Source organism: Vibrio sp. SCSIO 43155 (genome assembly GCF_023716605.1).
In the GTDB taxonomy this organism is placed as follows: Bacteria; Pseudomonadota; Gammaproteobacteria; order Enterobacterales; family Vibrionaceae; genus Vibrio; species Vibrio harveyi.
In genome coordinates, this window is the sequence record NZ_CP071852.1 from 327,505 (window position 1) to 351,020 (window position 23,516).

Annotated in this window: 24 protein-coding genes; 11 read left to right on the forward strand and 13 right to left on the reverse strand. The window is 45.1% G+C overall.

Annotated elements, in window-relative coordinates; genetic code table 11:
* Window positions 1–111 precede the first annotated feature (111 nt).
* A complete protein-coding gene (argR, locus tag J4N44_RS01570) occupies window positions 112–582 on the reverse strand; it encodes a transcriptional regulator ArgR (protein WP_005430583.1) in 471 nt (156 codons plus the stop codon).
* A 358-nt stretch (window positions 583–940) separates the two neighbouring features.
* On the opposite strand from argR, the gene mdh reads away from it, so the two are divergent.
* Together mdh and J4N44_RS01580 are read left to right on the forward strand one after the other, a co-directional pair.
* Window positions 941–1,876, forward strand: coding sequence for a malate dehydrogenase (mdh, locus tag J4N44_RS01575; RefSeq protein WP_005450494.1), 936 nt, complete (start codon window positions 941–943; stop codon window positions 1,874–1,876).
* A gap of 133 nt (window positions 1,877–2,009) precedes the next feature.
* Complete coding sequence (locus J4N44_RS01580; RefSeq protein WP_005430528.1) at window positions 2,010–2,201, forward strand: hypothetical protein; 192 nt, start codon at window positions 2,010–2,012, stop codon at window positions 2,199–2,201.
* Window positions 2,202–2,276: 75 nt separating this feature from the next.
* Here the strand turns inward: J4N44_RS01580 and ispB are convergent, their stop codons facing one another.
* Complete coding sequence (gene ispB, locus J4N44_RS01585) at window positions 2,277–3,248, reverse strand: octaprenyl diphosphate synthase (protein ID WP_005450493.1); 972 nt, start codon at window positions 3,246–3,248, stop codon at window positions 2,277–2,279.
* A 257-nt stretch (window positions 3,249–3,505) separates the two neighbouring features.
* On the opposite strand from ispB, the gene rplU reads away from it, so the two are divergent.
* The 6 genes from rplU (at window position 3,506) to folA (ending at window position 7,545) form a co-directional block, all read left to right on the forward strand.
* Window positions 3,506–3,817, forward strand: coding sequence for a 50S ribosomal protein L21 (gene rplU / locus J4N44_RS01590; protein ID WP_000271393.1), 312 nt, complete (start codon window positions 3,506–3,508; stop codon window positions 3,815–3,817).
* 20 nt (window positions 3,818–3,837) lie between these two features.
* Complete coding sequence (gene rpmA, locus J4N44_RS01595) at window positions 3,838–4,095, forward strand: 50S ribosomal protein L27 (protein WP_005383095.1); 258 nt, start codon at window positions 3,838–3,840, stop codon at window positions 4,093–4,095.
* Window positions 4,096–4,306: 211 nt separating this feature from the next.
* Window positions 4,307–5,479 carry an Obg family GTPase CgtA gene (cgtA, locus tag J4N44_RS01600; RefSeq protein ID WP_005450476.1) on the forward strand — a complete coding sequence of 391 codons (1,173 nt, stop codon included), beginning with the start codon at window positions 4,307–4,309 and terminating at the stop codon, window positions 5,477–5,479.
* 303 nt (window positions 5,480–5,782) lie between these two features.
* Window positions 5,783–6,583 carry a threonine/serine exporter family protein gene (locus J4N44_RS01605; RefSeq protein ID WP_017817252.1) on the forward strand — a complete coding sequence of 267 codons (801 nt, stop codon included), beginning with the start codon at window positions 5,783–5,785 and terminating at the stop codon, window positions 6,581–6,583.
* Window positions 6,583–7,056, forward strand: a complete 474-nt coding sequence (locus J4N44_RS01610; protein WP_009698851.1) for a threonine/serine exporter family protein — start codon at window positions 6,583–6,585, stop codon at window positions 7,054–7,056. The genes J4N44_RS01605 and J4N44_RS01610 overlap by 1 nt, the downstream gene beginning before the upstream one ends.
* Window positions 7,057–7,065: 9 nt before the next feature.
* Window positions 7,066–7,545: a type 3 dihydrofolate reductase gene (gene folA / locus J4N44_RS01615; RefSeq protein ID WP_005450473.1), complete on the forward strand. Its 480-nt coding sequence runs from the start codon at window positions 7,066–7,068 to the stop codon at window positions 7,543–7,545.
* 67 nt (window positions 7,546–7,612) lie between these two features.
* Here the strand turns inward: folA and apaH are convergent, their stop codons facing one another.
* From apaH to lptD, 6 genes are all read right to left on the reverse strand, one after another.
* Window positions 7,613–8,419 (reverse strand): bis(5'-nucleosyl)-tetraphosphatase (symmetrical) ApaH, encoded by an 807-nt coding sequence (gene apaH / locus J4N44_RS01620; protein ID WP_005450472.1) that lies wholly within the window; start codon window positions 8,417–8,419, stop codon window positions 7,613–7,615.
* Window positions 8,420–8,431: 12 nt separating this feature from the next.
* The gene (apaG, locus tag J4N44_RS01625) at window positions 8,432–8,812 is read right to left on the reverse strand and encodes a Co2+/Mg2+ efflux facilitator ApaG/CorD (RefSeq protein ID WP_005450471.1); all 381 of its coding nucleotides are present in this window, start codon (window positions 8,810–8,812) and stop codon (window positions 8,432–8,434) included.
* A gap of 75 nt (window positions 8,813–8,887) precedes the next feature.
* Window positions 8,888–9,697 (reverse strand): 16S rRNA (adenine(1518)-N(6)/adenine(1519)-N(6))-dimethyltransferase RsmA, encoded by an 810-nt coding sequence (gene rsmA / locus J4N44_RS01630; protein ID WP_005450470.1) that lies wholly within the window; start codon window positions 9,695–9,697, stop codon window positions 8,888–8,890.
* A complete protein-coding gene (pdxA, locus tag J4N44_RS01635; protein ID WP_005450469.1) occupies window positions 9,694–10,692 on the reverse strand; it encodes a 4-hydroxythreonine-4-phosphate dehydrogenase PdxA in 999 nt (332 codons plus the stop codon). Before pdxA ends, rsmA begins: the two co-directional genes overlap by 4 nt.
* On the reverse strand, window positions 10,682–11,965 hold the full coding sequence (gene surA, locus J4N44_RS01640) for a peptidylprolyl isomerase SurA (protein WP_005450468.1): 1,284 nt from the start codon (window positions 11,963–11,965) through the stop codon (window positions 10,682–10,684). Before surA ends, pdxA begins: the two co-directional genes overlap by 11 nt.
* Window positions 11,966–12,026: 61 nt before the next feature.
* A complete protein-coding gene (lptD, locus tag J4N44_RS01645; RefSeq protein ID WP_252044789.1) occupies window positions 12,027–14,372 on the reverse strand; it encodes an LPS assembly protein LptD in 2,346 nt (781 codons plus the stop codon).
* A gap of 269 nt (window positions 14,373–14,641) precedes the next feature.
* On the opposite strand from lptD, the gene djlA reads away from it, so the two are divergent.
* Window positions 14,642–15,502 carry a co-chaperone DjlA gene (gene djlA, locus J4N44_RS01650; RefSeq protein WP_252044790.1) on the forward strand — a complete coding sequence of 287 codons (861 nt, stop codon included), beginning with the start codon at window positions 14,642–14,644 and terminating at the stop codon, window positions 15,500–15,502.
* A 137-nt stretch (window positions 15,503–15,639) separates the two neighbouring features.
* On the opposite strand, the gene J4N44_RS01655 is transcribed toward djlA, so the two are convergent.
* The 5 genes from J4N44_RS01655 to leuA form a co-directional block, all read right to left on the reverse strand.
* Entirely contained in the window at window positions 15,640–16,422 is a 783-nt protein-coding gene (locus J4N44_RS01655) for a DUF547 domain-containing protein (RefSeq protein WP_009698849.1), read from the reverse strand.
* Between the two features lie 133 nt (window positions 16,423–16,555).
* Entirely contained in the window at window positions 16,556–17,158 is a 603-nt protein-coding gene (gene leuD / locus J4N44_RS01660) for a 3-isopropylmalate dehydratase small subunit (protein WP_009698848.1), read from the reverse strand.
* 10 nt (window positions 17,159–17,168) lie between these two features.
* The gene (leuC, locus tag J4N44_RS01665) at window positions 17,169–18,587 is read right to left on the reverse strand and encodes a 3-isopropylmalate dehydratase large subunit (protein WP_005450463.1); all 1,419 of its coding nucleotides are present in this window, start codon (window positions 18,585–18,587) and stop codon (window positions 17,169–17,171) included.
* Between the two features lie 111 nt (window positions 18,588–18,698).
* On the reverse strand, window positions 18,699–19,790 hold the full coding sequence (gene leuB / locus J4N44_RS01670) for a 3-isopropylmalate dehydrogenase (protein WP_114320410.1): 1,092 nt from the start codon (window positions 19,788–19,790) through the stop codon (window positions 18,699–18,701).
* A gap of 89 nt (window positions 19,791–19,879) precedes the next feature.
* Entirely contained in the window at window positions 19,880–21,427 is a 1,548-nt protein-coding gene (gene leuA / locus J4N44_RS01675; RefSeq protein ID WP_005450461.1) for a 2-isopropylmalate synthase, read from the reverse strand.
* A 534-nt stretch (window positions 21,428–21,961) separates the two neighbouring features.
* On the opposite strand from leuA, the gene J4N44_RS01680 reads away from it, so the two are divergent.
* Together J4N44_RS01680 and J4N44_RS01685 are read left to right on the forward strand one after the other, a co-directional pair.
* The gene (locus J4N44_RS01680; RefSeq protein ID WP_005450460.1) at window positions 21,962–22,750 is read left to right on the forward strand and encodes an SH3 domain-containing protein; all 789 of its coding nucleotides are present in this window, start codon (window positions 21,962–21,964) and stop codon (window positions 22,748–22,750) included.
* A gap of 216 nt (window positions 22,751–22,966) precedes the next feature.
* Window positions 22,967–23,515 carry a phosphatase PAP2 family protein gene (locus J4N44_RS01685; RefSeq protein WP_005450458.1) on the forward strand — a complete coding sequence of 183 codons (549 nt, stop codon included), beginning with the start codon at window positions 22,967–22,969 and terminating at the stop codon, window positions 23,513–23,515.
* Window position 23,516 lies beyond the last annotated feature (1 nt).

Here is a 23,516-nt window from a genome sequence, read left to right on the forward strand (position 1 = left end):
CGTGATGTTGATCACAAAATTGCCGGGTGAAAAATAAGCTGTAAAATCAAAAAATTTACATTTTTAATGGGCTACAAAATTCAATTAATTTCATAGCCCACAAACAGTTACTTAGCCTGTGTATTCGAAAAGTTCACACACAGATTTGAACAGTTGTTCTGTAGATACTGGCATTGTTGGGGTAATGAAGATAGTGTCATCGCCCGCAACGACACCAAGAATACCCTCAGATTTGCCAAGAGAGTCAAGCAAGCGTGCGATCAGTTGAGCAGCACCTGGACCTGTATGAATGACAACCAAAGCGGCGTTATGATCAATATCTAATACCAACTCGCGTAGAGAGCTGCTCACTGTTGGTACACCTAGCTCAGCAGGCAGACAGTAAACCATCTCCATTTTTGCGTTGCGTGTACGGACAGCACCAAACTTGGTTAGCATGCGAGAGACTTTAGATTGGTTGATGCTTTCAAAACCTTGTTGTTTTAGTGCATCAACGATTTCGCCCTGTGAGCCAAAACTCTCTTCTTTTAATAAGGCTTTAAAAGCGCGAACTAAGTTATCTTGTTTTTCTGAATTGCGCATAGTCGTTATGATTCTCTTATCAAGGGTCAGCAATTTTGCATATTCTCGCATAGATATTCATGCAGTGCCAAAAAGTCACGACATTATGTTAATTCCATCACTGTAAACCCTAAACAGGATAGGATTCTTTAAGTATGAAATTGTTGACCTATTTATTGTGTTGAATTTCTTGTCATTTCAACAGAATAAAAGAATAATCAGACCTTTGTTTGTAGCACGGTAACAGTGAGTTGCGCGAGGTCGCAAAGCTGGCGTTAATTGATTGTAATCAAGTTGTGATTCCGATAGCTTTATTTCAGCTGGTTACAAAATACCCTACGAATACGTTTATAAGAGAAATACTCTCAAGGAGAACTACATGAAAGTAGCCGTTATTGGTGCCGCTGGCGGCATCGGTCAAGCACTGGCCCTTCTACTTAAGAACCGTCTTCCTGCAGGTTCTGATTTAGCCCTATATGATATTGCTCCAGTAACTCCTGGTGTGGCTGCTGATCTTAGCCACATTCCAACCCCAGTTTCTATCAAAGGTTACGCTGGTGAAGATCCAACGCCTGCACTTGAAGGTGCGGACGTGGTGCTAATCTCAGCTGGTGTGGCTCGTAAGCCTGGTATGGATCGCGCGGATCTGTTTAACGTAAATGCTGGCATCGTTAAATCGCTAGCAGAGAAGATTGCCGTTGTATGTCCAACAGCATGTGTAGGTATCATCACTAACCCAGTGAACACAACGGTGCCAATTGCTGCTGAAGTGTTGAAAAAAGCAGGCGTTTACGACAAGCGCAAGCTGTTTGGTGTAACGACGCTAGATGTTATCCGTTCAGAAACATTCGTTGCTGAGCTAAAAGACAAAGATCCAGGTGATATCCGCGTGCCTGTTATCGGTGGTCACTCTGGCGTAACGATTCTTCCTCTACTTTCTCAAGTTGAAGGTGTTGAGTTCACGGCTGAAGAAGTAGAAGCTCTGACGAAGCGTATCCAAAACGCAGGTACAGAAGTTGTAGAAGCAAAAGCGGGTGGCGGTAGTGCAACTCTGTCTATGGGTCAGGCGGCATGTCGCTTTGGTCTAGCGCTAGTTCGTGCTCTTCAAGGTGAAGAAGGCGTGATCGAGTGTGCATATGTTGAAGGCGATAGCGAGCATGCTCCTTACTTCGCGCAACCTGTGAAGCTAGGTAAAGATGGCGTAGAAGAAGTTCTAAGCTACGGCGCATTAAGCGACTACGAGAAGTCGGCACTTGATGGCATGCTAGAAACGCTAAATGGTGATATCAACATTGGTGTTGAATTCGCAAAATAAGCGTCTCTACATGCAAAGCATGTAAACAAGACAAATAGCAAAGAAAGCCGATCTTAGGATCGGCTTTTTTGATCCTTTCTTTTGGCTTGCCGTATCAGAGTCAGAACCAAACAACTTTGTGAAGGAGAAGATGATGGAAGCGAGTCGAATCCGTAAAGGTATGGTTGTAGAGTGTCAGCAAGGTGTTGGAACCATCTTGGTCGTTGATCAAGAAGCTGAAACCGTTCTATTGGCGAAGCAGGGGTCAGAAGAGCAGCTTGCGGTAAGCTTTGATGAAATAGAAGACAACCCACAGTTGCATGGTAACTGCGATCAATATTACTAAGGTCTGTTACCAGTAAAAGATAACAAAAAGGAAGAGCATGGCTCTTCCTTTTTACTTTTGGGTCTTTCTTTTTTGTTAGCTAGTACGCTTCACAGACATATGAGCGAGTGTAATTAGTGCTTGCTTATAGTCGGATTCAGGCAGCACCGCCAACTCAGCAATGGCTTTATCGGCTTCTTCTAACGCTTTTTGTGTTGTGTACTCAAGAGAACCAGCTTGCTGCATAACCGTTAAGATATCTTCTAGTCGATCCATACCGTTAGCTTTCTCGATAGCTTCACGAATCATCGCTGCGTTATCTGGCGTGGTATTGCGCATCGCATGCAATAGAGGAAGCGTTGGTTTGCCTTCAGCCAAATCGTCACCAACATTCTTACCCATATCCTCACCGTCTGACGTATAGTCCATCACGTCATCGATCAGTTGGAATGCGGTGCCAAGGTATTTGCCGTAGTTTTGCAATGCCACTTCTACTTCTTCTGGTGCGTCATTTAAGATGGCACCAATCTGCGTTGCTGATTCAAACAGACGCGCAGTTTTTGAGTAGATGACCTGCATGTAGCTTTCTTCAGTCGTGTCAGGATCATTACAGTTCATTAACTGCTGAACCTCACCTTCTGCGATCACATTAACTGCATCACTCATCAGTTTAAGGATCTTCATTGATCCTAGCTCAGTCATCATTTGAAATGAGCGAGTATAAATAAAGTCCCCAACTAACACGCTCGCGGCATTACCAAACGCAGCATTCGCTGTCGCTTTACCACGGCGCATGTCAGATTCATCAACTACATCATCGTGCAACAGAGTCGCAGTATGGATGAACTCGATAAACGCCGCAGCCATGGTATGACCGTTACCTTGGTAACCAAGAGCACGAGCTGACAATATCGCCAGAAGTGGTCTCAGACGTTTGCCTCCACCACTCACGATATAGAAACCGAGTTGGTTGATTAAAGAGACATCAGAATTTAGTTGGGCTTGAATTGTTTCATTCACTTTTGCCATGTCATCGGCAGTAAGCGCTTGGATAGTTTTAAAATCCATCGTATATCCGGCTGAAGTTAGACCCTGCAAGGCTTATTCGATTTATATAATTGTCGAATAATACACTAAAAAACGTTGATTAATACATTACTAAAGGGCATGATTGCCGCACTTTTCTTTGGCGATTAGCTTTTCGCCAATTTTTTCAAAATATGGCTTGTCATAGGGGCATCTCTTCTGTAGAATCTGCGCCCTATTGATGATTAGTTTAGCGCACACCCTCATGAAAAGGCTGTGCGGAAAAAGCGGAGTAAAATATGTACGCTGTTTTCCAATCTGGTGGTAAACAACACCGTGTAAGCGAAGGTCAAACTCTTCGTTTAGAGAAATTAGACGTTGAAACTGGTGCAACTGTAGAATTTGATAAAGTTCTTCTTGTTGCTAACGGCGAAGACATCAAAGTTGGTGCTCCTCTTGTAGAGGGCGGCAAAGTTGTTGCTGAAGTTGTACAACACGGTCGTGGCGATAAAGTTAAAATCGTTAAGTTCCGTCGTCGTAAGCACTCTCGTAAGCAACAGGGTCACCGTCAGTGGTTCACTGAAGTGAAGATCACTGGTATCAACGCTTAATCTATTAGGAGAGTTTAACAATGGCACACAAAAAAGCTGGTGGTTCTACTCGTAACGGCCGCGATTCAGAAAGCAAACGTCTAGGTGTTAAGCGTTTCGGTGGTGAATCTGTTCTTGCAGGTAACATTATCGTTCGTCAACGTGGTACTAAGTTCCACGCTGGTAACAACGTAGGTATCGGTAAAGACCACACTCTATTCGCTCTTACTGAAGGTAAGGTGAAGTTCGAGGTTAAAGGTCCTAAGAACCGTAAGTTTGTAAGCATCGAAGCTGAGTAATTTTACCTTTTAGGTTAATTACTAAAGCTTTATAGCTGAATTCAAAAGCCCTGCCGATTCGGCGGGGTTTTTTATTTGTAGCAGTCGGCATATTCAAGTTTCTCGTTTTAGCCCATCGCGGTTGGAATCTGGGAGCTTAGATCTGTCATCTGCTAAAATTGTTTGATGGCAAATCAGATTTAATCCACGCACGAAGTAGTCGGAGTAAAAGATGAAGTTCGTAGATGAAGCGGTAGTAAAAGTTCAGGCTGGTGACGGCGGTAGCGGCGTTGTAAGTTTCTGGCGTGAAAAATTCATCACTAAAGGTGGCCCTGATGGTGGCGACGGTGGTGATGGTGGTGATGTATACATCCAAGCCGATGAAAACCTAAATACCCTGATCGATTACCGTTTCCAACGCTTTTACGAAGCAGAACGCGGTGAAAACGGTCGCGGCGGTAACTGTACTGGTAAACGTGGTAAAGACATCACACTTCGCGTGCCAGTAGGTACTCGCGCAGTTGATATCCACACTAACGAAATCGTTGCCGAAGTAGCAGAACACGGTAAGAAAGTGATGGTCGCTAAAGGCGGCTGGCACGGTCTTGGTAACACGCGTTTCAAATCTTCAGTAAACCGCGCACCTCGTCAGAGAACGCTGGGTACTAAAGGTGAAATCCGTGAGATCCGTTTAGAACTATTGCTATTGGCTGATGTTGGTATGCTTGGTCTGCCTAATGCAGGTAAATCAACCTTTATCCGCGCAGTATCAGCAGCAAAACCAAAAGTAGCTGATTACCCATTTACTACGTTAATCCCAAGTTTGGGTGTAGTGAGTGTCGTACCTGAGAAAAGCTTTGTTGTTGCAGACATTCCAGGTCTAATTGAAGGCGCAGCTGACGGTGCTGGTCTAGGCATTCGCTTCCTTAAGCATCTAGAACGTTGTCGTGTGCTGCTGCACATGATCGATATCATGCCAATCGATCAGTCAGATCCAATCCAAAATGCCCTAACTATCATTGATGAGTTAGAGCAGTACAGTGAAAAACTAGCAGGCAAACCTCGTTGGTTAGTTTTCAACAAAACGGATCTGATGCCTGAAGAAGAAGCGAATGAAAAGATCCAAGAGATCTTGGATGCGCTAGGTTGGGAAGACGAGTACTTTAAGATCTCGGCGATCAACCGTAACGGCACAAAAGAGCTTTGCTACAAGTTAGCTGACTTTATGGAAAACCTACCTCGCGAAGAGGAAGAAGTTGCTGAAGAAGATAAAGTTAACTTCATGTGGGATGACTACCATAAAGACGCGATCGCTGGTAAAGATGTTGTTACTGAAGACGACGACGATTGGGATGACTGGGACGATGAAGAAGACGACGGTCACGTTGTTTACGTCCGCGACTAATCGCTAGCTAATTCACTAAGCCGCAATGTGTATTGCGGCTTTTTTTGTATCTAAATCATGTTTAGTGGATGTGATTTACGGCACAATAATAAATTATACCCAAGTGACTTCAAGGCGAAGGAGTCAGAGCGAGTCGATGACACGCTTACAAAGGGCGAGTTGTCTTGGCTTGTGCACTTTGTTGTCGATTTTTAATTTAGGTTCACTAAATCCTTAAATCGCTGTGCGTCTACAACCCAAGACATTCTTGCTGAACCAAACGTCTTGAGGTTACTTGGGTATAAATGGACTTAGGAAGTATTTATGACACTGGAAGCTATACCGTCTTGTACTACGACGGCATCCAATCAAAGAGCCATCTCTCGGCTTGTTGCCCAAGCAGGGCAAATGTTATTAGCCCATGGGGCAGAAAGTACGCTGGTTAGTGACATTATGCAGCGCATTGGCATTGCATGCGGTGTGAGTGACGTTGCGGTGGCATTATCAGCCAATGCTTTAGTGGTGACGACCGTAAAGGACGATCACTGCATCACCACCACAAGAAGCTGTGCGGATCGTGGCATTAATATGCGCGTGATAACTCAGATCCAACGCATTTGTATCATGATGGAGCGTGGCTTACTTGATGTGAAAATGGCGCAGAAGAAGCTCAATAGTATCAGTCCTGAGCGCTATAACCGTTGGTTAGTTGTATTTATGATAGGGCTTTCCTGTGCGGCATTCAGTCATTTGGCTGGAGGTGATTTAGGGGTGTTTGTCATGACTTTTCTTGCTTCTGCTGGCGGTATGATCGTGCGACAAGAAATTGGTCATCGACACTTTAATCCCCTTCTCAATTTTGCTGTTACGGCCTTTGTTACGACGTTGATTTCAGCTCAAGCGGTTATCTTCGAAATTGGTAACTTGCCGACTGTTGCCATGGCGTCTTCCGTATTAATGCTGGTTCCAGGCTTTCCATTGATTAACTCGGTTGCCGATATGTTGAAAGGGCATATCAACATGGGCATTGCACGATTCACTATGGCGAGTTTGCTTACTCTAGCTACTTGTCTTGGTATTGTTGCTGCAATGGAAGTAACCGGTATTTGGGGATGGATGAGCTAATGAGTGTATTTGAGCTGATTTTAGGGCTTTTAAACGACATGTTCTTTGCCGCTATTCCTGCGGTTGGTTTTGCTATGGTCTTTAACGTGCCACAAAAGGCACTTAAGTACTGTGCGGCAGGTGGTGCGATCGGTCATGGTAGCCGTTATCTAATGATGCACTTTGGCTTGCCAATTGAGTGGGCGACCTTTTTCGCGGCGACTTTAGTGGGCTTGATAGGTGTTCACTGGTCCCATCGCTTTCTGGCTCATCCAAAAGTATTCACTGTGGCTGCTTTAATCCCTATGGTTCCAGGGGTATTCGCTTATAAAGCCATGATAGCCATGGTTGAGATAAACCACTTAGGTTATTCGCCTGAACTCATTGCGACGTGCATGGAAAACTTTCTTAAGGCGATGTTTATTATTGCAGGCTTAGCGGTTGGCTTGGCGGTTCCGGGGCTGTTATTCTATCGCCGCAGACCCATAGTATAAGGACCCAATATGATCATCAGCATGATTGCCGCGATGGCAGACAATCGAATCATCGGTAAAGACAACCAGATGCCTTGGCATCTTCCTGCAGATTTTGCATGGTTTAAGCGCTGCACTATGGGCAAGCCTGTTGTGATGGGACGTAAGACCTATGAATCGATCGGGCGTCCTCTACCTGGTCGTTTGAACATTGTCATCAGTCGTGATGAGTCACTTTGTATTGAAGGTGTAACAACTGTCACATCGATTGAGCAAGCGTTAGACGTTGCGGGTGAGGTGGAAGAGGTGATGATCATTGGTGGTGGTGCGATTTACGCAGCTTGTCTGCCAATGGCAACCAAGTTGTATGTGACTCATATCGAAGCTGAAATTGAGGGCGATACTCAGTTCCCTGATTGGGGTATTGAGTTTAAAGAAACGTACTCTGAGGCATACCAAGCAGATGAGAAAAACGCTTACAACATGCGTTTTACTGTCCTTGAAAAGTAATCGGATAGAATGAGAAAAGCACCGCAAACGCGGTGCTTTTTGTTTTTTAGTCCGGCAATCAGAGCCGTTAACTGAGAGCTTCTTGAATGAAGACTTGTTTGTCTTCCCAACGAATCATAGTTAGTGAGCCCCCCCAAACGCAGCCCGTATCAAGTCCAATAATGCTTTCATCGATATGACCTTGCAGTGCCGCCCAATGCCCAAAAAGTACCGCTTTTTCTAGAGGGATTCTTTGCGGTAACTTAAACCACGGCACCAGTTCATCCTCTGATACTTCTTGCGGTGGCAATTTACAATCCATATCCAGTCGCCCGTCAGGAAAGCAGAAACGCATACGGGTAAAGGCATTGATGGTATAGCGATAGCGATCAAGTCCCGATAGGGATTCATCCCAAAGATCAGGTTGGTTGCTGTACATGTTTTCTAGTAGCCAAGGTAATTGTTCACTTCGAATGATCGCTTCCACTTCACGGGCACAGGCTCTGGCGGTTTCAAGATCCCATAGCGGAGAGATACCGGCATGGCACATTACAAACTCATCGTGTTCTGCAAGCAGTGGTTGTTGAGCGAGCCAAGTCAGTAATTCGTCTTTGTCTGGGGCAGAGAATATGGGTGCGGTTTTGTCTTTATCTTTGACCTTTTTGAGTCCTTGCGAGACCGCCATAAGATGCAGGTCATGATTACCGAGCACGACTTTAGCGCTGTCACCAAGAGAACGAACAAAGCGCAGTGTTTCTAATGATTTAGGACCTCGAGCGACAAGGTCGCCAGCTAACCAAAGTTGGTCATGTTCTACAGAAAAATTAACTTGCTCTAATAGCTGTTGAAGCTCGTCAAAACAGCCTTGGATGTCTCCAACAATGTAGTTAGCCACAGAGTCTCCTGATTAATTTAAGACGTTAGGAACAGCCAAGCGGAATGGGTCAATCTCAGTGATGAATTCCTGTCCTTTTTCATCCAGTAACATGTAGTGTCCCTGCATGACACCAACTGGTGTTTCTAACGCAGTGCCACTGCTGTAAGTATACTCGTCATTACCTGCGATAAAGGGTTGTTGACCAACAACACCTTCGCCCTCTACCGTCATTTGTTTACCGTTGGAGTCGGTAATCAACCAGCGACGACTGACTAATTGTACCGTTTGTTGGCTGAGGTTTTTTATTGTGATGACGTAAGCGAACACATAGCGTTGTAGCTCTGGATTGGACTGTTCTTCGATGTATTTGGTATGAACTTGAATCTTAATGCAAGGTTGAATGACGTCCATGTGCACTCCTCAGAAACGTAATATCCCAATAATAATAAGCCAAACCGGCAAGGGTTTGGCTTATCGTTTGAGTTCTTAGTGCTGCGGGTTATCCGCGAGCCAGTTCGCCATGGCGACGAATTGTTGTAGCGTCAAGTTTTCTGGACGCATGCCTGGGTTGATACCAAGCTCTTCCAACACCTCTGTACTGAGCAGAGATTTATAACAGTTACGTACTGTTTTACGGCGTTGGTTAAAGCCTTCACGACATACTCGCTCCAGCAAACGTAGATCTTTAGCTGGGCATGGAAGTTCTTCGTAAGGTACTAGACGAACAACAGCTGAGTCTACTTTCGGTGGCGGAACAAAAGCGGTTGGTGGCACTTCTAGCACTGGTACTACTTTACAGTAGTACTGCGCCATGACCGTTAGACGACCATAAGCCTTGCTACCCGGACCTGCTGCCAAGCGGTTTACTACTTCTTTTTGAAGCATAAAGTGCATATCTTGAATGTCTTTATGGAATTCAAATAGGTGGAACATCAATGGTGTAGAGATGTTGTATGGCAAGTTACCAAAGATACGCAGCTTGTTGTTTGGCTTCACCAGTTGAGTGAAGTCGAAACGCATCGCGTCGCCTTCATGGATAGTAAGCTTATCTGCCAATTCAGGATGGTTGCGTAGACGTTCTGCTAGGTCACGGTCCAATTCGATCACCGTGAACTTGTCGACTTCGCGACCAACAGGTTCGGTGATTGCACCTAGACCCGGGCCGATCTCAACCAGGTTTTGACCTGGTCTTGGGTTAATTGCTGATACGATACCGTCAATAATGTACGGATCGTTCAGGAAGTTTTGACCAAAACGTTTACGCGCTTTGTGTCCTAAATGGACATCATTTCTCATTGTTTCTTCTCTACCAATTCTATCGCATGCGTGAGCGCTGTTCGGAAGCTCCCTGTATCCGCTTGACCTGTCCCTGCCAGTTCTAATGCAGTACCGTGATCCACCGAGGTTCTAATAAAAGGTAGACCAAGAGTAATGTTTACTGAACGACCAAAGCCTTTGTACTTTAATACTGGCAACACTTGGTCGTGGTACATGCCTAAAACAGCATCAGCATCGTTTAAATACTTTTCATTGAAAATAGTATCTGCCGGTAATGGACCGATCAGATTGATTCCTTTTTCTTGTCGAATCTTTTCCAATGTCGGAGTGATGGTCTCGATCTCTTCGCGACCCAAACAGCCATCTTCTCCCGCATGTGGATTTAACCCGCAAACATAGATGTTTGGCTGCGAGATGGCAAATTTTTCTACAAGATCTTTATGAAGAATATCGATGATTTTTTCTAATCGCTCTTCCGTGACGGCTTTTGATACGTAAGCTAAAGGAATGTGCGTAGTGACAAGTGCTACTCTCAGTCCTTCAGTTGCGAGCATCATCACGACCAACGGTGTGTTGGACTTCTCGGCGAAGAATTCAGTATGACCACTGAAAGCAACGCCTGAGCGATTGATCACCCCCTTATGTACAGGGCCGGTGACAATAGCATCAAATTCATCATTCATACAGCCCAAAGCGGCTCTTTCTAGTGTTTTTAATACGTAGTGACCGTTAGCTTCATTGAGTTGACCAGCGATGACATTCTCTGCCATTTCGATATGGTCAACGATCAAGGTACCCGCTTTTTGGGCTTTGGGTGCTTCTTCTGGATTGTAATCAGTCAGTTGAACATCAATGCCGAGTAGTGCGGCACGTTCCAACAGCATGTTTTTGTCTGCGCAGACGACGATTTGGTGTGCCCAGTCTTCCTTAGACAAGGCGAGCACCAAATCGGGACCGATACCCGCAGGTTCCCCTGCGGTTACGACGATTCTGCGAATCGAATTAGTTGCCATCATTATCATCCACGATTTCAACGAATGCGCTTGCGCGTAGCTCTTGCATCCATGCGCCAGCTTCTTCATTAAACTTACGGTTAAATAGAATTCGGTATGCTTTGTTCTTCATCGCTGAATCCGTGCGGTCTACCTGGCGACGGTCTAGAACTTCAACAATGTGCCAACCGTGTACCGTTTTAAATGGTTCACTGATTGAGCCGATCGGTAGTGTTTCTACTTGGTGTTTAAATTCTGGCACGTATAGGTCAGGAGTTTGGTAACCTAGCTCACCATTTTGCGCTGCTGAACCAGGGTCTTGGCTGTATTGTGTCGCTAGTTGAGCAAAGGTCGCTTCGCCTGCCTTGATACGACGAATAAAGTCGTTTAGCTCTTTCTTCGCACCATCATCACTTAGGATTACCGTCGGTTTGATTAGGATATGGCGAGCATTTACTTCTGTTACTGCTACGGTTTCAAGACCTTTTACATCTTCAATTTTTAGGATGTGGAAGCCTACGCCGCTGCGGAATGGACCAATGATGCTACCTTTGTTTTGCATCTTGATCTGGTCTGCAAAGATGGTCGGCATTTCTTCTTTACGCATCCAACCCCAATCACCACCTTGTAGGGCTTTTGGACCTTTTGAATAGGTGTATGCCATTTCCGAGAAGTCAGCACCGTCTTTTAGTTTCTTAACCAAGGCTTTTGCTTCGGCTTCTACTTCTGACTTGTCTTTATCATCAGAGAAGCGAAGTTGAATATGACCAATTTTGTACTGAACGGTTGCATTGGTTTCTTTTGCCAGTTGGTCGGCAAGGCTGTCTACTTCAGCAGGAAGAATATTGATACGACGACGCACTAGCGCATTGCGAGCTTCAGAAGCCGCGATTTCTTTACGGATCTGTTCACGAAACTCTGGGTAGCTTAGACCTTCAGCTTGAACAGATGCTGCAAGTTGCTCTACGGTCTGCTTGTTATTACGAGCAATTTCCGCAATTGCTTGGTTTAGACGGTTGTCATCGATACGGACGCCAATACGATCAGCTTCCTGTCCTTGCAGTGTGTCGATGATCAGTTTTTCTACCACTTGGTCTTTCAGCACACTTGCTGAAGGTAGGCTCTTGCCATTTTGACGAGCATTTGCCTGAAGTGTCTTCATCGCAGTATCGATGTCACTTTGAAGAATTACGCCGTCGTTAACGATAACCGCAACCTTATCAAGCTCTACTGGCGCAGCGGTTACACCACAAGAAAGTAGCGCGGTGAATAAGAGTGATTTCCAAATTTTCATTAAAAATTCCGTCAGTAATATAGATTAAGCGTCTTGCTATTGTTTAAGACGCCTAATTTGATTAATTGTTCAAATAGAATGGACGACCGTATTTGATTGCGTTGTCTGAGCCATCAAGCTCTTTCGCCGCAGTATCAGCTCGTTGGTTGGTTGCAAAACCTTGAATACCAAAGTTCACGCTGATGTTGTTTTCGTATTTTGGTGATGCGCCAGCACTGCCGATGGCTTTTTCATCCCAGCCAAGCAGTTGGTTGGAATATGTCAAACCAAAGTACCAACAGTCAGATTGGTAACGCACGCTCGCCAACCATTCCATATCAATGTTTTCATTCAGGTCATAGTAGTACTGACCACTTGCAGACCAGCTTGGGTTGAACTCGTAAGCCGCTACAATACCCGCTTGTGAAATCCCCTTACGAGTGATCGTATCTAGGTTTTCGAGAATGATCGTATCTTCGATGTATTCTCGAGTGACGTAACGGTAGTTACCTTGAACAAAGCCACCATTGAATTGGTATTCCAGCGTGCTGTTAGCAAGCTGCATTGCGCTCAAATCAATGTCGTATTGAATACCGCCGTGGTAAAACAGGTAATCGTTGTAGTTGAAGTCTGTTTCAATTGCCCAAGATGAGTAGTTTGAGGTCTCATCTGGCACGCTAGGACTGTTACTGATCTTGGTTTTCTTATCGAAGTAGTAGATCTGACCAAACGAGATATTGAGGCGCTCTTTATAGTCATCATCAAAGAATCGAGTACTTGCACCGTAACTCAACTGGTTTGCTGATGCGATCTTATCAATGCCACTGTATTTACGGCTGCGGAATAGACCATAGTAGTCAGTTTGCAGCAAGGTGGTATCGTAGTTGTAGATGTTCGTCTGATCTTCTTCAGGGACATACAAGTACTGCAACTGAGGCTCTAGCGTTTGTGTGTAGCCGTCAATCCAGCTAGTGTCACGCTCTAGATATATACGCGCATGCGTACGGAACTCTGGGATGACGCGTGATACGTTTTCATCAAGCTGGTTTCGTAAATTAGTATCTGTTAGCCCTGTTAAGTCTTGAGAGTAGTATGTCGATAGGACACGAGCTTCTGTAGTCCATGTCGCCCATGAGTTCGAAAGCGGGATAGTAAGACCTGGCTCTACGTGAACACGAGTTGCATCGGGCTTAGCTGTATCATCAGTATCAAAGCGGCTGATTTGGCTCTTCACGTCAAAGTTAACGTAATTGCCCATGAGTGGTGTGTAGTAGTTCAAATCCAACTGAGGCAGCAGACGGTATGGTTGGTTCTCGTCTTGAAGTAGGATTTGGAAATCACGAACTCGCAGTGATGCATCCCAGAAATTCGAACGGTATTGTACTTCACCTTCTTGAAGCAACTGACCATCTTCTCGGTTACCAATATCAGAGCTGAGATCTCGGAAGTAATCAATATCGCTGACTTTGGAGTAGTCTAAGTTGACTAACCATTGCTTGTTGATGATGCCTTCATGTTTGAACTGGTAACCCCAACGCGACTCGTCGTTGTACTTCTTGTCGCTGTTCATGTACTCGCCTTTGATTTCACCTTGTCCCCAACCATCAGTTAGGTAACGAAAATCAGCGTCGAGCTTGTTACCACGCTTCTGCATGTATAACGGGGTAATCGTCATGTCGTACTCAGGCGCGATGTTCCAATAGAATGGAATCTCAACTTCCATACCATCGTTGGAGCCATACGACAGAGAAGGGAATAGGAAACCTGTCTTACGCGTATCACCAATTGGCATTGTTAAGTACGGTACGTAAAAAACGGGAACGTCCAATACTTCAAAACGAGGGTGGTGCAGTGTAGCGGTTTCTTCATCTTGGTCGACATCAATACCTGATGCGACTAATCGCCAAGAGTTATCGCCTTGAGGGCATGATGTGATAGAGCCGTCTTCCAGCTCATAAACGGATTGACCCGTACGTGCGATATACGCTGCGGTACCTCGACCTTGCTGGCAAAGGAATTGGTAGTCGGTATTTTCTAGCGAGAAGGTATCTCGGTTGATGTCGTTGGTGACACGATCAGAGCGCGCCTTCACCTTACCGTCATTGAAGGTTACGTTACCTTCCGCTACCACTACATTGTCTTGTTGATGAAGTGTCACGCTATCCGCAGTAATCTTCTTTGGTCCTTGCGTCACTTCTACGTTGCCGGAGTATTGGGCTTTGTCGCCATTGATCGCCTGAAGACTATCAGCTTGTACTACGACTGGGGAATTTAGCGCGTCCTCCTCACCACTTGTCTCGACCAAACATTGATCTGTGATGGGCATTTCCTGCACACTATCATTGATATTCGCTTCAGCTTGAGTGGTGGGTACAAACAAGGCGGTGCTGATAGAGGCCGCTAAAAATGTGCGGGAGAAATGTTGCATTGAATTGAACTTTCCTGTGTCACTACTACTCGATGGCTATAGGGCTTGTTGTACCCTAGCTTTATAGCCAAATGAATCAACTATAGTTTGCAATTATCCCAGAGCATGGACTCGCTGTGGCATAATGCCGATATAAAATAGCTGCAAAGATAAGCAGGCGAAATAGCCTGACCGTAAAAAAACTAATTCCATTATCATAAAGGAAATCGTTGCGTCCGGCACTATAAGACCGCCGTCGTCGATAAAAATTCATTGATAGAGAACACATAATGCATATTTTTGGCAAAATATTGGGTGCCTTTTTTGGCTTGTTACTCGGAGGTCCATTCGGTTTATTGTTTGGTCTATTTATCGGTCACCAATTCGATAAAGCACGTCGTTTGAGTCAAGCGGGGTTTTCTACTGGCGGTTTTGGTAAAGGTCCAAGCCAATCTCAACGTCAGGAAGAATTTTTTAAAGCAGCATTCGCAGTAATGGGACATGTGGCTAAAGCCAAAGGGCAGGTAACGAAAGAAGAGATTCAACTTGCTTCAACGATGATGGACCGCATGAGCCTTCATGGTGAGCAACGCCGTGCTGCCCAAGATGCATTCAGAGAAGGTAAAGAGAGCGACTTTCCGCTGGAAGAAGTATTGGTCCGAGTGAAGATCTCTTCAGCCGGTCGCTTTGATTTGCTGCAATTCTTTTTAGAGTTACAAATTTCTGCCGCATTTGCCGATGGTTCTATTCACCCGAGTGAGCGCAGTGTTCTACATAAAATTGCTCGTGGTCTTGGTTTCTCTTCCGAACAGCTAGAGCGACGTCTCAATATGCAAGAAGCGGCTTTCCGTTTCCAAAGCCAAGGTGGCTTCCATGGTCAGCAGCAAGGTCAGTATCAATCTTCAGGTGCAGGGTGGCAGCAAGCGTCACAAGCAGACCAGTTGGCCGATGCCTATAAAATTCTGGATGTGTCTTCAGATGCAGACGGTAAAACCGTTAAGCGTGCTTACCGTAAATTGATGAACGAGCATCACCCAGATAAATTGATGGCAAAAGGTCTACCACCAGAGATGATGAACGTTGCGAAAGAAAAGTCGCAGGAAATTCAAAACGCGTACGATCTGATCAAAAAGGTGAAGGGCTTTAAATAAGCGCGTATTCTTATCAAATCTCAATAAAAAGGGCACCTAGTGCCCTTTTTTTAGTTTCTGTCTGGTCTTTGGTTTGGTGATGGTTTCGAGCTTTCGGGTTAGCATGATCCAAAAGCGCATAGACCTACCAGTCCCCATTAATTGGCTTGATTTAGATTCCAATCGTATTCGTATTTTACTTTTCCAGAAAAGCCTTGGTATTGCGGTGCATATTGAGCAATGTGATTAAATACTTGTTCCTCACCGCCAAAATCTTCAGCAAACCAGTCATAAATGGAAGAAAGCTGCGCTGAATTACCTTTAATTGATACACCTTTACTACTGTTAATAAATGTTTTGGCTGCAGAGTCGAGTAGCGCTTGCGTGTTTTCAGCGGTGAAAGCTTGAGTTTGTAAATTTGGACATCCCAAGCTTGCACAATTCACTGCATAGTGTGTTCTCGGATCTTGCCAAATTGGACGCAAAATACGATGTTCAATGTCGTTTAAAGTCAAATCTTTACCATTCACCACCACAACTTCGTCTCCCCAAGGTCCAAAGCTAAATAGCCCGCCTAGTTTCGTAATGGATTTAACAGGGTAGTTATCCAAAATTAGGTCAACGGTGATGGCGTTATAAAGGTTAACCCAATACGCGTATTGCTCTGCTTGATTGTATTGTAGGGGATCGAGTTTGGCTAAGCGTTGGATGTACTGTTTTAACTTCGCTTTATCCGTTGCTGAAACTTGGTTATAGCGAAATAACGTGTTTTCATCCTGCTCAACCAAATAGCGGTCTAATAGTTGTTGCCATTCTTGGTGAGAAATTTGTGTTTTGCTGGCTTGATTCGATTGCTTCCAATACGGCCACAAATCGGATTTCGGCGCAGAAAAAGCGGAGAAAGAGACGAGGGCACACAATATCAATAATAGACGCTTCATAATTGAACCTTTGGGTTAAACCTTGTTGATAGTGTAGACCTGTAGAAGAAGTAGTTTCTTTCTGAGGTAATGAAAATAAAAGAAAAAAGGCTGGCATAAGCCAACCTTGTATTTGTTTCAATCTCGATTTGAATTAGCTTAAGAAGCTTGGAATATTCGCTTCGTATTCAGCAATCTTATCTTCGTGTTGAAGGGTCAGACCGATATTGTCTAAACCGTTCAGTAAGCAATGACGACGGAAGGTGTCGATTTCAAAACCATATTCTTTGCCGTTAGCACGAACGACATTAGCTTCTAAGTCCACTTCCACTTCAGCGCCTTCGTTAGCCTCAACAAATTGGAATATTTCATCCACTTCTTGTTCTGTAAGGCGAACAGGTACCATCTGGTTGTTGATGGAGTTGCCGTAAAAAATATCGGCAAAGCTAGGTGCAATCATCGCTTTGATGCCGTAATCGGCTAATGCCCAAGGGGCGTGCTCACGAGAAGATCCACAACCGAAGTTTTCTCGTGCTAGCAAGATAGAAGCGCCTTGGTAGCGCGGAGCGTTCATCACGAACTCTGGATTTGGCTGTTCGCCAGCATCATCTAAGAAACGCCAGTCATGGAACAAGTGTTTACCAAAACCTAGACGAGATACCTTTTGTAGGAACTGCTTAGGAATAATGGCATCGGTATCTACGTTCGCTGCATCTAGAGGAACAACTAAGCCTGTGTGTTGTTTAAAACCTGACATCTGTTCTCTCCTAGTCCTGGTTCTCAAAAGAAGTCAATTCGCGAATATCAACAAAGTGACCAGCGATTGCCGCTGCCGCTGCCATAGCAGGGCTAACCAAGTGGGTGCGACCATCACGACCTTGGCGACCTTCAAAGTTACGGTTTGATGTTGACGCACAACGCTCATGGGGACCCAAGCGGTCGTTGTTCATGGCCAGACACATTGAGCAACCCGGTAGACGCCATTCAAATCCTGCCTCTTTAAAGATAACGTCCAAGCCTTCCGCTTCAGCTTGGGCTTTTACTTGTTCTGAGCCCGGAACGATAAGAGCTTGAACATGCTCTGCGACTTTACGACCTTTCGCTACTTCTGCTGCTGCACGCATGTCTTCGATTCGTGAGTTAGTACAAGAACCAACAAAGACTTTATCGACGTTGTAATCTGATAACGACTTACCAGCTTCAAGTCCCATGTAAGCCAACGCTTTTTCAGCAGAGGCTTTTTCTACTGGATCTGCAAAGCTCTCTGGTGTTGGGATGGGCTGGTCTACAGCGATTACTTGACCTGGGTTTGTGCCCCAGGTGACTTGTGGCTTGATGTCTGCACCGTTCAGCGTTACTACGGCATCAAACTGAGCATCATCATCCGTTTTTAAGGTTTTCCAGTATTCCACTGCCGCATCAAATTCAGCACCCTGTGGCGAGAACTTACGACCTTTAATGTAATCGAATGTGGTTTCATCTGGTGCAATCAAGCCTGCTTTTGCGCCTAGCTCAATCGCCATGTTACATACCGTCATACGACCTTCCATGGAAAGATCAGTGATGGCTTCTCCACAGAACTCGACGACATAACCTGTACCGCCAGCAGCGGTGGTCTCACCAATAATTGCAAGTACGATGTCTTTAGCAGTGATGCCCGGAGCTACTTTGCCTTTCACTTCGATTTTCATCGTTTTTGCACGTGCTTGTTTTAGCGTTTGAGTTGCTAGCACGTGCTCCACTTCTGAAGTACCGATACCAAATGCAAGTGAACCAAATGCACCGTGAGTTGCGGTATGTGAGTCACCACAAACAATGGTCATACCCGGTAACGTAATGCCAAGTTCTGGTCCCATTACATGCACAATGCCTTGGTATTTGTGGTTAATGTCGTAAAGCGTAACGCCAAATTCTTCACAGTTTTTCGATAGCGTTTCCATCTGGATACGGGCCATCTCGCCGGAAGCATTGATGTCTTTTGTCGTCGTGGAAACGTTGTGATCCATAGTCGCAAAAGTTTTGCTGACCTGACGCACTTTACGACCTTTTTCACGCAAGCCGTCAAATGCCTGCGGAGACGTCACTTCGTGTACCAAATGACGGTCGATGTACAAGATTGGGTTTTCCCCTTCTGCTGCGACGGCAACGTGTGCGTCGTAGACTTTTTCGTATAGTGTTTTGCCCATTGGTTTGCTTCCTTTCCTCGTTATCCTTGTCGCTTTGTTTTAGCACCAATGACTGAGAGGTAAGCCATTGGTGGATAGAGGATTTAGTATTTATTATGAATCTGTTCTGTATTATGAGTTTGAGATGTACTCAGCGATCTTATCGCCCATCTCAGATGTTGTAAGCGCAGGGTTGTCACCAGCAAGATCGCCCGTTAGCTCCCCAGCTGAAAGTGCTTTTGATACTGCGGCTTCAATGTCTTGCGCCGCAGTTTCTTCACCTAGGCTGTAACGCAGCATCAGTGCTGCTGATAGGATTTGCGCCACAGGGTTAGCAATATTCTTACCTGCGATATCGGGTGCACTGCCACCTGCTGGCTCGTACAGACCAAATTTACTTTCGTTTAGGCTTGCTGAAGGCAGCATACCCATTGAGCCAGTGATCATTGCACACTCATCAGAAATGATGTCGCCGAAGATGTTTGAACAAAGCATTACGTCAAACTGAGCTGGGTCTTTAATCAACTGCATTGTTGCGTTATCAATGTACATGTGTGACAGCTCGACATCTGGGTAATCTTTTGCGATTTCTTCTACCACTTCACGCCATAGGATTGAGCTTTGCAGAACGTTCGCTTTATCGATTGAACACACCTTCTTACGGCGTAGACGTGCAGATTCAAACGCAATTTTTGCGATACGTTCGATCTCAAAGCGGTGGTAAACCTCGGTATCAAATGCTTTTTCTGTTGCGCCTTCACCTTCACGACCTTTCGGTTGACCGAAGTAGATACCACCAGTTAATTCACGTACTACCACGATGTCAAAACCACGACCTGAGATGTCTGCACGAAGTGGTGAGAAGGCTTCTAGACCAGAATGGATCTGTGCTGGACGAAGATTACAGAATAATTGGAAGTGTTTACGTAGCGGAAGTAGGGCACCACGTTCAGGTTGGTCATTTGGTGGTAAGTGCTCCCACTTTGGTCCACCTACTGAACCGAATAGGACGGCATCAGACTCTTCACACGCTTTGACTGTACTTTCTGGAAGTGGGCAGCCGTGATTGTCGATCGCAATACCACCAACATCATGCTCGTCACGCTCAAATGCAATACCGTGTTTCTTTTCGATTGCATCCAACACTTTATGCGCTTGCGCCATCACTTCTGGGCCGATACCGTCGCCAGGTAAAACGGCAATTTTGTATGATTTGTCTGTCATGTTAATCCTTTAATATTTCTAAATTTTTGAGCTTATCTAAACGAATTTGGTTGGAGTCTGAGATGTAAATCAGACCCCAATGAATCACATTAAACTGTCGCGATCTTCTTTTGCTTCATCTCTTCAATCTTATCGGCACGATGAATGCTGTTGATGACGTGTAATAGTGCTTGACCAGATGCTTCTACGATATCGGTAGAAACGCCAGTACCGTGGTACTTACGACCTTTGTAGTTAGCGATAATGTCTGCTTGACCAAGACCATCTTCACCTTCACCTTTTGCCGTGAGGTCGAACTTGTCTAGAACGATGTCGTAACCTGTCACGCGGTAGATACATTGGTATAGCGCATCAACCGGACCATTGCCGACTGCAGCCTCACACGTTTCCTCATCACCACATTGCATCTTGATGCTGGTGGTCGCCATTACGCTGCCTGATTGCACACTTAGGTAGTTCAACTTGTAGAAATCATCTTCTTCACGCAAGTTTGAGAAGTGCATTAGGGCTTCTAGATCGTAATCAAATACTTGCCCCTTACGGTCGGCAAGCTTCAAGAAGTCCTCGTACAACGCATCTAAGTTGTATTCTTCTTCTTTGTAGCCCATTGAATCCATGTGGCTTTTCACGGCTGCACGACCACTGCGGCTGGTTAGGTTCAGAGCTTGGTTTTTAAGACCGATCGATTCAGGCGTCATGATCTCGTAAGTGTTTTTGTTCTTTAGCATCCCATCTTGGTGAATGCCTGAAGAGTGGCTGAATGCGTTGGCACCAACGATCGCTTTATTGCTCTGAATTGGCATGTTACATAGCTGACTAACCAACTTGCTGGTGCGGTGGATTTCGTCGTGTTTTAGACCGGTATGCACACCCATGAATTCTTGGCGTGTTTTTAGGATCATCGCGATTTCTTCTAAAGAACAGTTACCTGCACGCTCACCGATACCGTTAATGGTGCCTTCTACTTGTCGTGCCCCTGCTTGGACGGCTGCGATAGAGTTTGCGACTGACATACCTAAGTCATCGTGGCAGTGCACAGAGATGATGGCTTTGTCGATGTTGGGTACGCGGTTGAATAGGGTTTCAATGATGCCACCAAACTCACTTGGTACTGTGTAGCCAACGGTGTCTGGAATGTTGATGGTGCTTGCGCCCGCATCGATAGCGGCTTCAACCATGCGGCATAGGTTGTCGATTGGAGTGCGCCCTGCGTCTTCACAAGAAAACTCGACGTCGTCGGTGTAATTGCGTGCGTGTTTTACTGCTTTAACACCCATTTCAACCACATCGTCGTAGCTGCGGCGAAGTTTGTCCTGAACGTGAACAGTCGAAGTGGAGATGAAGGTGTGAATTCGGAAAGCATCAGCGACTTTTAGTGCTTCAGCGGCGGCATCGATGTCTTTCGCAACGGCACGCGAAAGGGCACAAACTCGGCTATTTTTTATGTGTTTTGCGATGGTTTGTACGGACTCGAAATCACCTGGTGAAGAGACAGGAAAACCCGCTTCGATAACATCAACGCCCAGCCTTTCAAGCGCATAGGCAATCTGCAGTTTTTCTTTAACCGTCAAGCTTGCTGACAACGCTTGTTCGCCATCACGCAATGTGGTGTCGAATATAATGACCTGATCGTTCATGTTTGCTTCCTTCATGATTTTTGCACTTTCGCGCAAGTTAATCGTTTACTTCCGGTATTTAGATATAAAAAAACCCGCATTTGCATGCGGGTTTCTAAGAAATTGGTGTGGTTATTTTTCTTCCACAGCCTACCCGCGCGAACTGGTCACGATCAGGAGGAGGCTAAGCAGGATAGAAAAACGTGCTGACATAGTTGTTAAGCATTCCACAAAATTAAGTTAACAAATTAGTACCGCACTCAATGGAGCACGTCAACCCTAAAGTTGATTTTTTATTCATATCGGATCAGTAGGTGAATTAATCTTCTATCAATGATGGACGTCTTCAATGTGAAGGAAGGGGAGATGTTTGTGCTACAACAATTATTGCCGCGACTAAGATCACGCTCACCATCTTCTTCTCATTGTTTTGATACTGCATGCTTTGCGAGCTATCACACAAAGGAGGCAATTGGTTGGCATAAATTCAGCAGAGCGATTTATAGTAGAACGGTTGTATCTACCGAATTTTTGAGGCAAATAGGTTAGGGATTAATGGATTTAGCGAAACAACTTGGACGTTCTGCGCTGGCTCTAGCTCTGGTTTCTTTATCTGGGTGTCAGTTACTTCAATTTGGGCAACCGACAGAGGCCACCTCTTCAGTGGTGGCGAGCGATCATGCTCATAGTGTCTTGATGATCAACCACCAAATGGATGAATACTTGAGTGAAGATGGACGTGAATCCTTTCTAAATCAAATGCTGGTGGCGTTAGAGTCGGATAACCGTGACAAGTTTAAAGGTAAAGATCCAGACACTTACTCTTGGTGGAAGATCCGTGTCCAGCCAAATCAATGGAAGGAAGCAGAAGTAAGCCGTCCTATTGTAGAGGGAGTGGATACGTCAAATACACTTGAATTTATGGATGTTTCATATCGCTCAAAGACCACTCTTAATTTGCGAGCAAAACCGAGCTTAAAAGGAGAGAAGCTGGGAGAGCTAACCAAAGGTGAGGTCTTTAATGCTCTTGCTAAAGTGGAAGGCGAACCATGGTTGCTGGTCGAACAAAAAGGTGTGATTAGAGGTTACGTACACAAAGACTACGCTCGTAGTAATGTCGTCAACCGAGACATTTTGTCGATCAAGCCTAATCCACTATTAAAGCATAATGTTGAGCCAAGCGAACAAGGGAAAAACGAATTGTTCGGTAGCTATACTTGCCGTGATTTGAGCTATGAGCTCACGAAAGATGGTCACATGACCACCGGCTCGCTTAGAGCATGTCGTAAACAAAGAAAGATCTGGTACATCGATGCACCAGTCTCTGCTTCCAATCAGTCTTGATCTTTTATGCTCAGATCTTCTGGGTGAATATCTTCGTACTTATGAGCTCGGTTGATCAACGTAACGATTACCGAGCTTATTGCTACTCTTAACTCCCGCCGTTTTTTCTGCTCTGCTGCAAATGATAACGTGTCATTAATTATCCAAATTCTCGTCATGTAGTTGTCACCTTACACGCCTAGTTTTCATATAAAGGTCAAAGTAAAGGAATGTTACATGCGAGCTTTAGAGACAATTAGCCAGCCAATGGCAAGCATTGCTAAATTTGATTTGGCGTTCTCCAGTGTGTGTTTACAACATCGATTTAATCAGCAAGTCGCGAATATCAGTAAAGGAGTTTCTCATAGTGGGGATGGACACCTCTATGTGGTGTTAGGGTTGTTAGCTTGGCTACTTGATAAGCAACATGGTCATTGGTTCTTGATTACCGGGTTAACCGCATTTGCCATCGAATTACCCATTTACTGGGTGTTGAAAAACAGCTTTAAGCGCCGTCGTCCTGAGGAATTGAGCGCGTTGCTTCCTGCCTTTATTACTCCCTCTGACCGTTACAGCTTACCGTCAGGTCATACTGCGGCGGGCTTTTTGATGGCGACGCTCATTCATCATTTTTATCCAGACTTAGGCATATTTGCTTTCACTTGGGCAGCCTTGATTGGGACATCACGTATTCTGCTTGGCGTGCACTTTTTTACTGACATTATCATTGGTGCTTTGTTGGGGAGCCTATGTGGTTCTTTGGCAATTGGGCTCATTGGAGGTTGAT

Coding starts and splice junctions, on each gene's coding strand:
- argR (WP_005430583.1), bottom strand. CDS start 582: ATGCGCAATTCAGAAAAACAAGATAACTTAGTTCGCGCTTTTAAAGCC.
- mdh (WP_005450494.1), top strand. CDS start 941: ATGAAAGTAGCCGTTATTGGTGCCGCTGGCGGCATCGGTCAAGCACTG.
- J4N44_RS01580 (WP_005430528.1), top strand. CDS start 2,010: ATGGAAGCGAGTCGAATCCGTAAAGGTATGGTTGTAGAGTGTCAGCAA.
- ispB (WP_005450493.1), bottom strand. CDS start 3,248: ATGGATTTTAAAACTATCCAAGCGCTTACTGCCGATGACATGGCAAAA.
- rplU (WP_000271393.1), top strand. CDS start 3,506: ATGTACGCTGTTTTCCAATCTGGTGGTAAACAACACCGTGTAAGCGAA.
- rpmA (WP_005383095.1), top strand. CDS start 3,838: ATGGCACACAAAAAAGCTGGTGGTTCTACTCGTAACGGCCGCGATTCA.
- cgtA (WP_005450476.1), top strand. CDS start 4,307: ATGAAGTTCGTAGATGAAGCGGTAGTAAAAGTTCAGGCTGGTGACGGC.
- J4N44_RS01605 (WP_017817252.1), top strand. CDS start 5,783: ATGACACTGGAAGCTATACCGTCTTGTACTACGACGGCATCCAATCAA.
- J4N44_RS01610 (WP_009698851.1), top strand. CDS start 6,583: ATGAGTGTATTTGAGCTGATTTTAGGGCTTTTAAACGACATGTTCTTT.
- folA (WP_005450473.1), top strand. CDS start 7,066: ATGATCATCAGCATGATTGCCGCGATGGCAGACAATCGAATCATCGGT.
- apaG (WP_005450471.1), bottom strand. CDS start 8,812: ATGGACGTCATTCAACCTTGCATTAAGATTCAAGTTCATACCAAATAC.
- rsmA (WP_005450470.1), bottom strand. CDS start 9,697: ATGAGAAATGATGTCCATTTAGGACACAAAGCGCGTAAACGTTTTGGT.
- pdxA (WP_005450469.1), bottom strand. CDS start 10,692: ATGGCAACTAATTCGATTCGCAGAATCGTCGTAACCGCAGGGGAACCT.
- surA (WP_005450468.1), bottom strand. CDS start 11,965: ATGAAAATTTGGAAATCACTCTTATTCACCGCGCTACTTTCTTGTGGT.
- lptD (WP_252044789.1), bottom strand. CDS start 14,372: ATGCAACATTTCTCCCGCACATTTTTAGCGGCCTCTATCAGCACCGCC.
- djlA (WP_252044790.1), top strand. CDS start 14,642: ATGCATATTTTTGGCAAAATATTGGGTGCCTTTTTTGGCTTGTTACTC.
- J4N44_RS01655 (WP_009698849.1), bottom strand. CDS start 16,422: ATGAAGCGTCTATTATTGATATTGTGTGCCCTCGTCTCTTTCTCCGCT.
- leuD (WP_009698848.1), bottom strand. CDS start 17,158: ATGTCAGGTTTTAAACAACACACAGGCTTAGTTGTTCCTCTAGATGCA.
- leuC (WP_005450463.1), bottom strand. CDS start 18,587: ATGGGCAAAACACTATACGAAAAAGTCTACGACGCACACGTTGCCGTC.
- leuB (WP_114320410.1), bottom strand. CDS start 19,790: ATGACAGACAAATCATACAAAATTGCCGTTTTACCTGGCGACGGTATC.
- leuA (WP_005450461.1), bottom strand. CDS start 21,427: ATGAACGATCAGGTCATTATATTCGACACCACATTGCGTGATGGCGAA.
- J4N44_RS01680 (WP_005450460.1), top strand. CDS start 21,962: ATGGATTTAGCGAAACAACTTGGACGTTCTGCGCTGGCTCTAGCTCTG.
- J4N44_RS01685 (WP_005450458.1), top strand. CDS start 22,967: ATGCGAGCTTTAGAGACAATTAGCCAGCCAATGGCAAGCATTGCTAAA.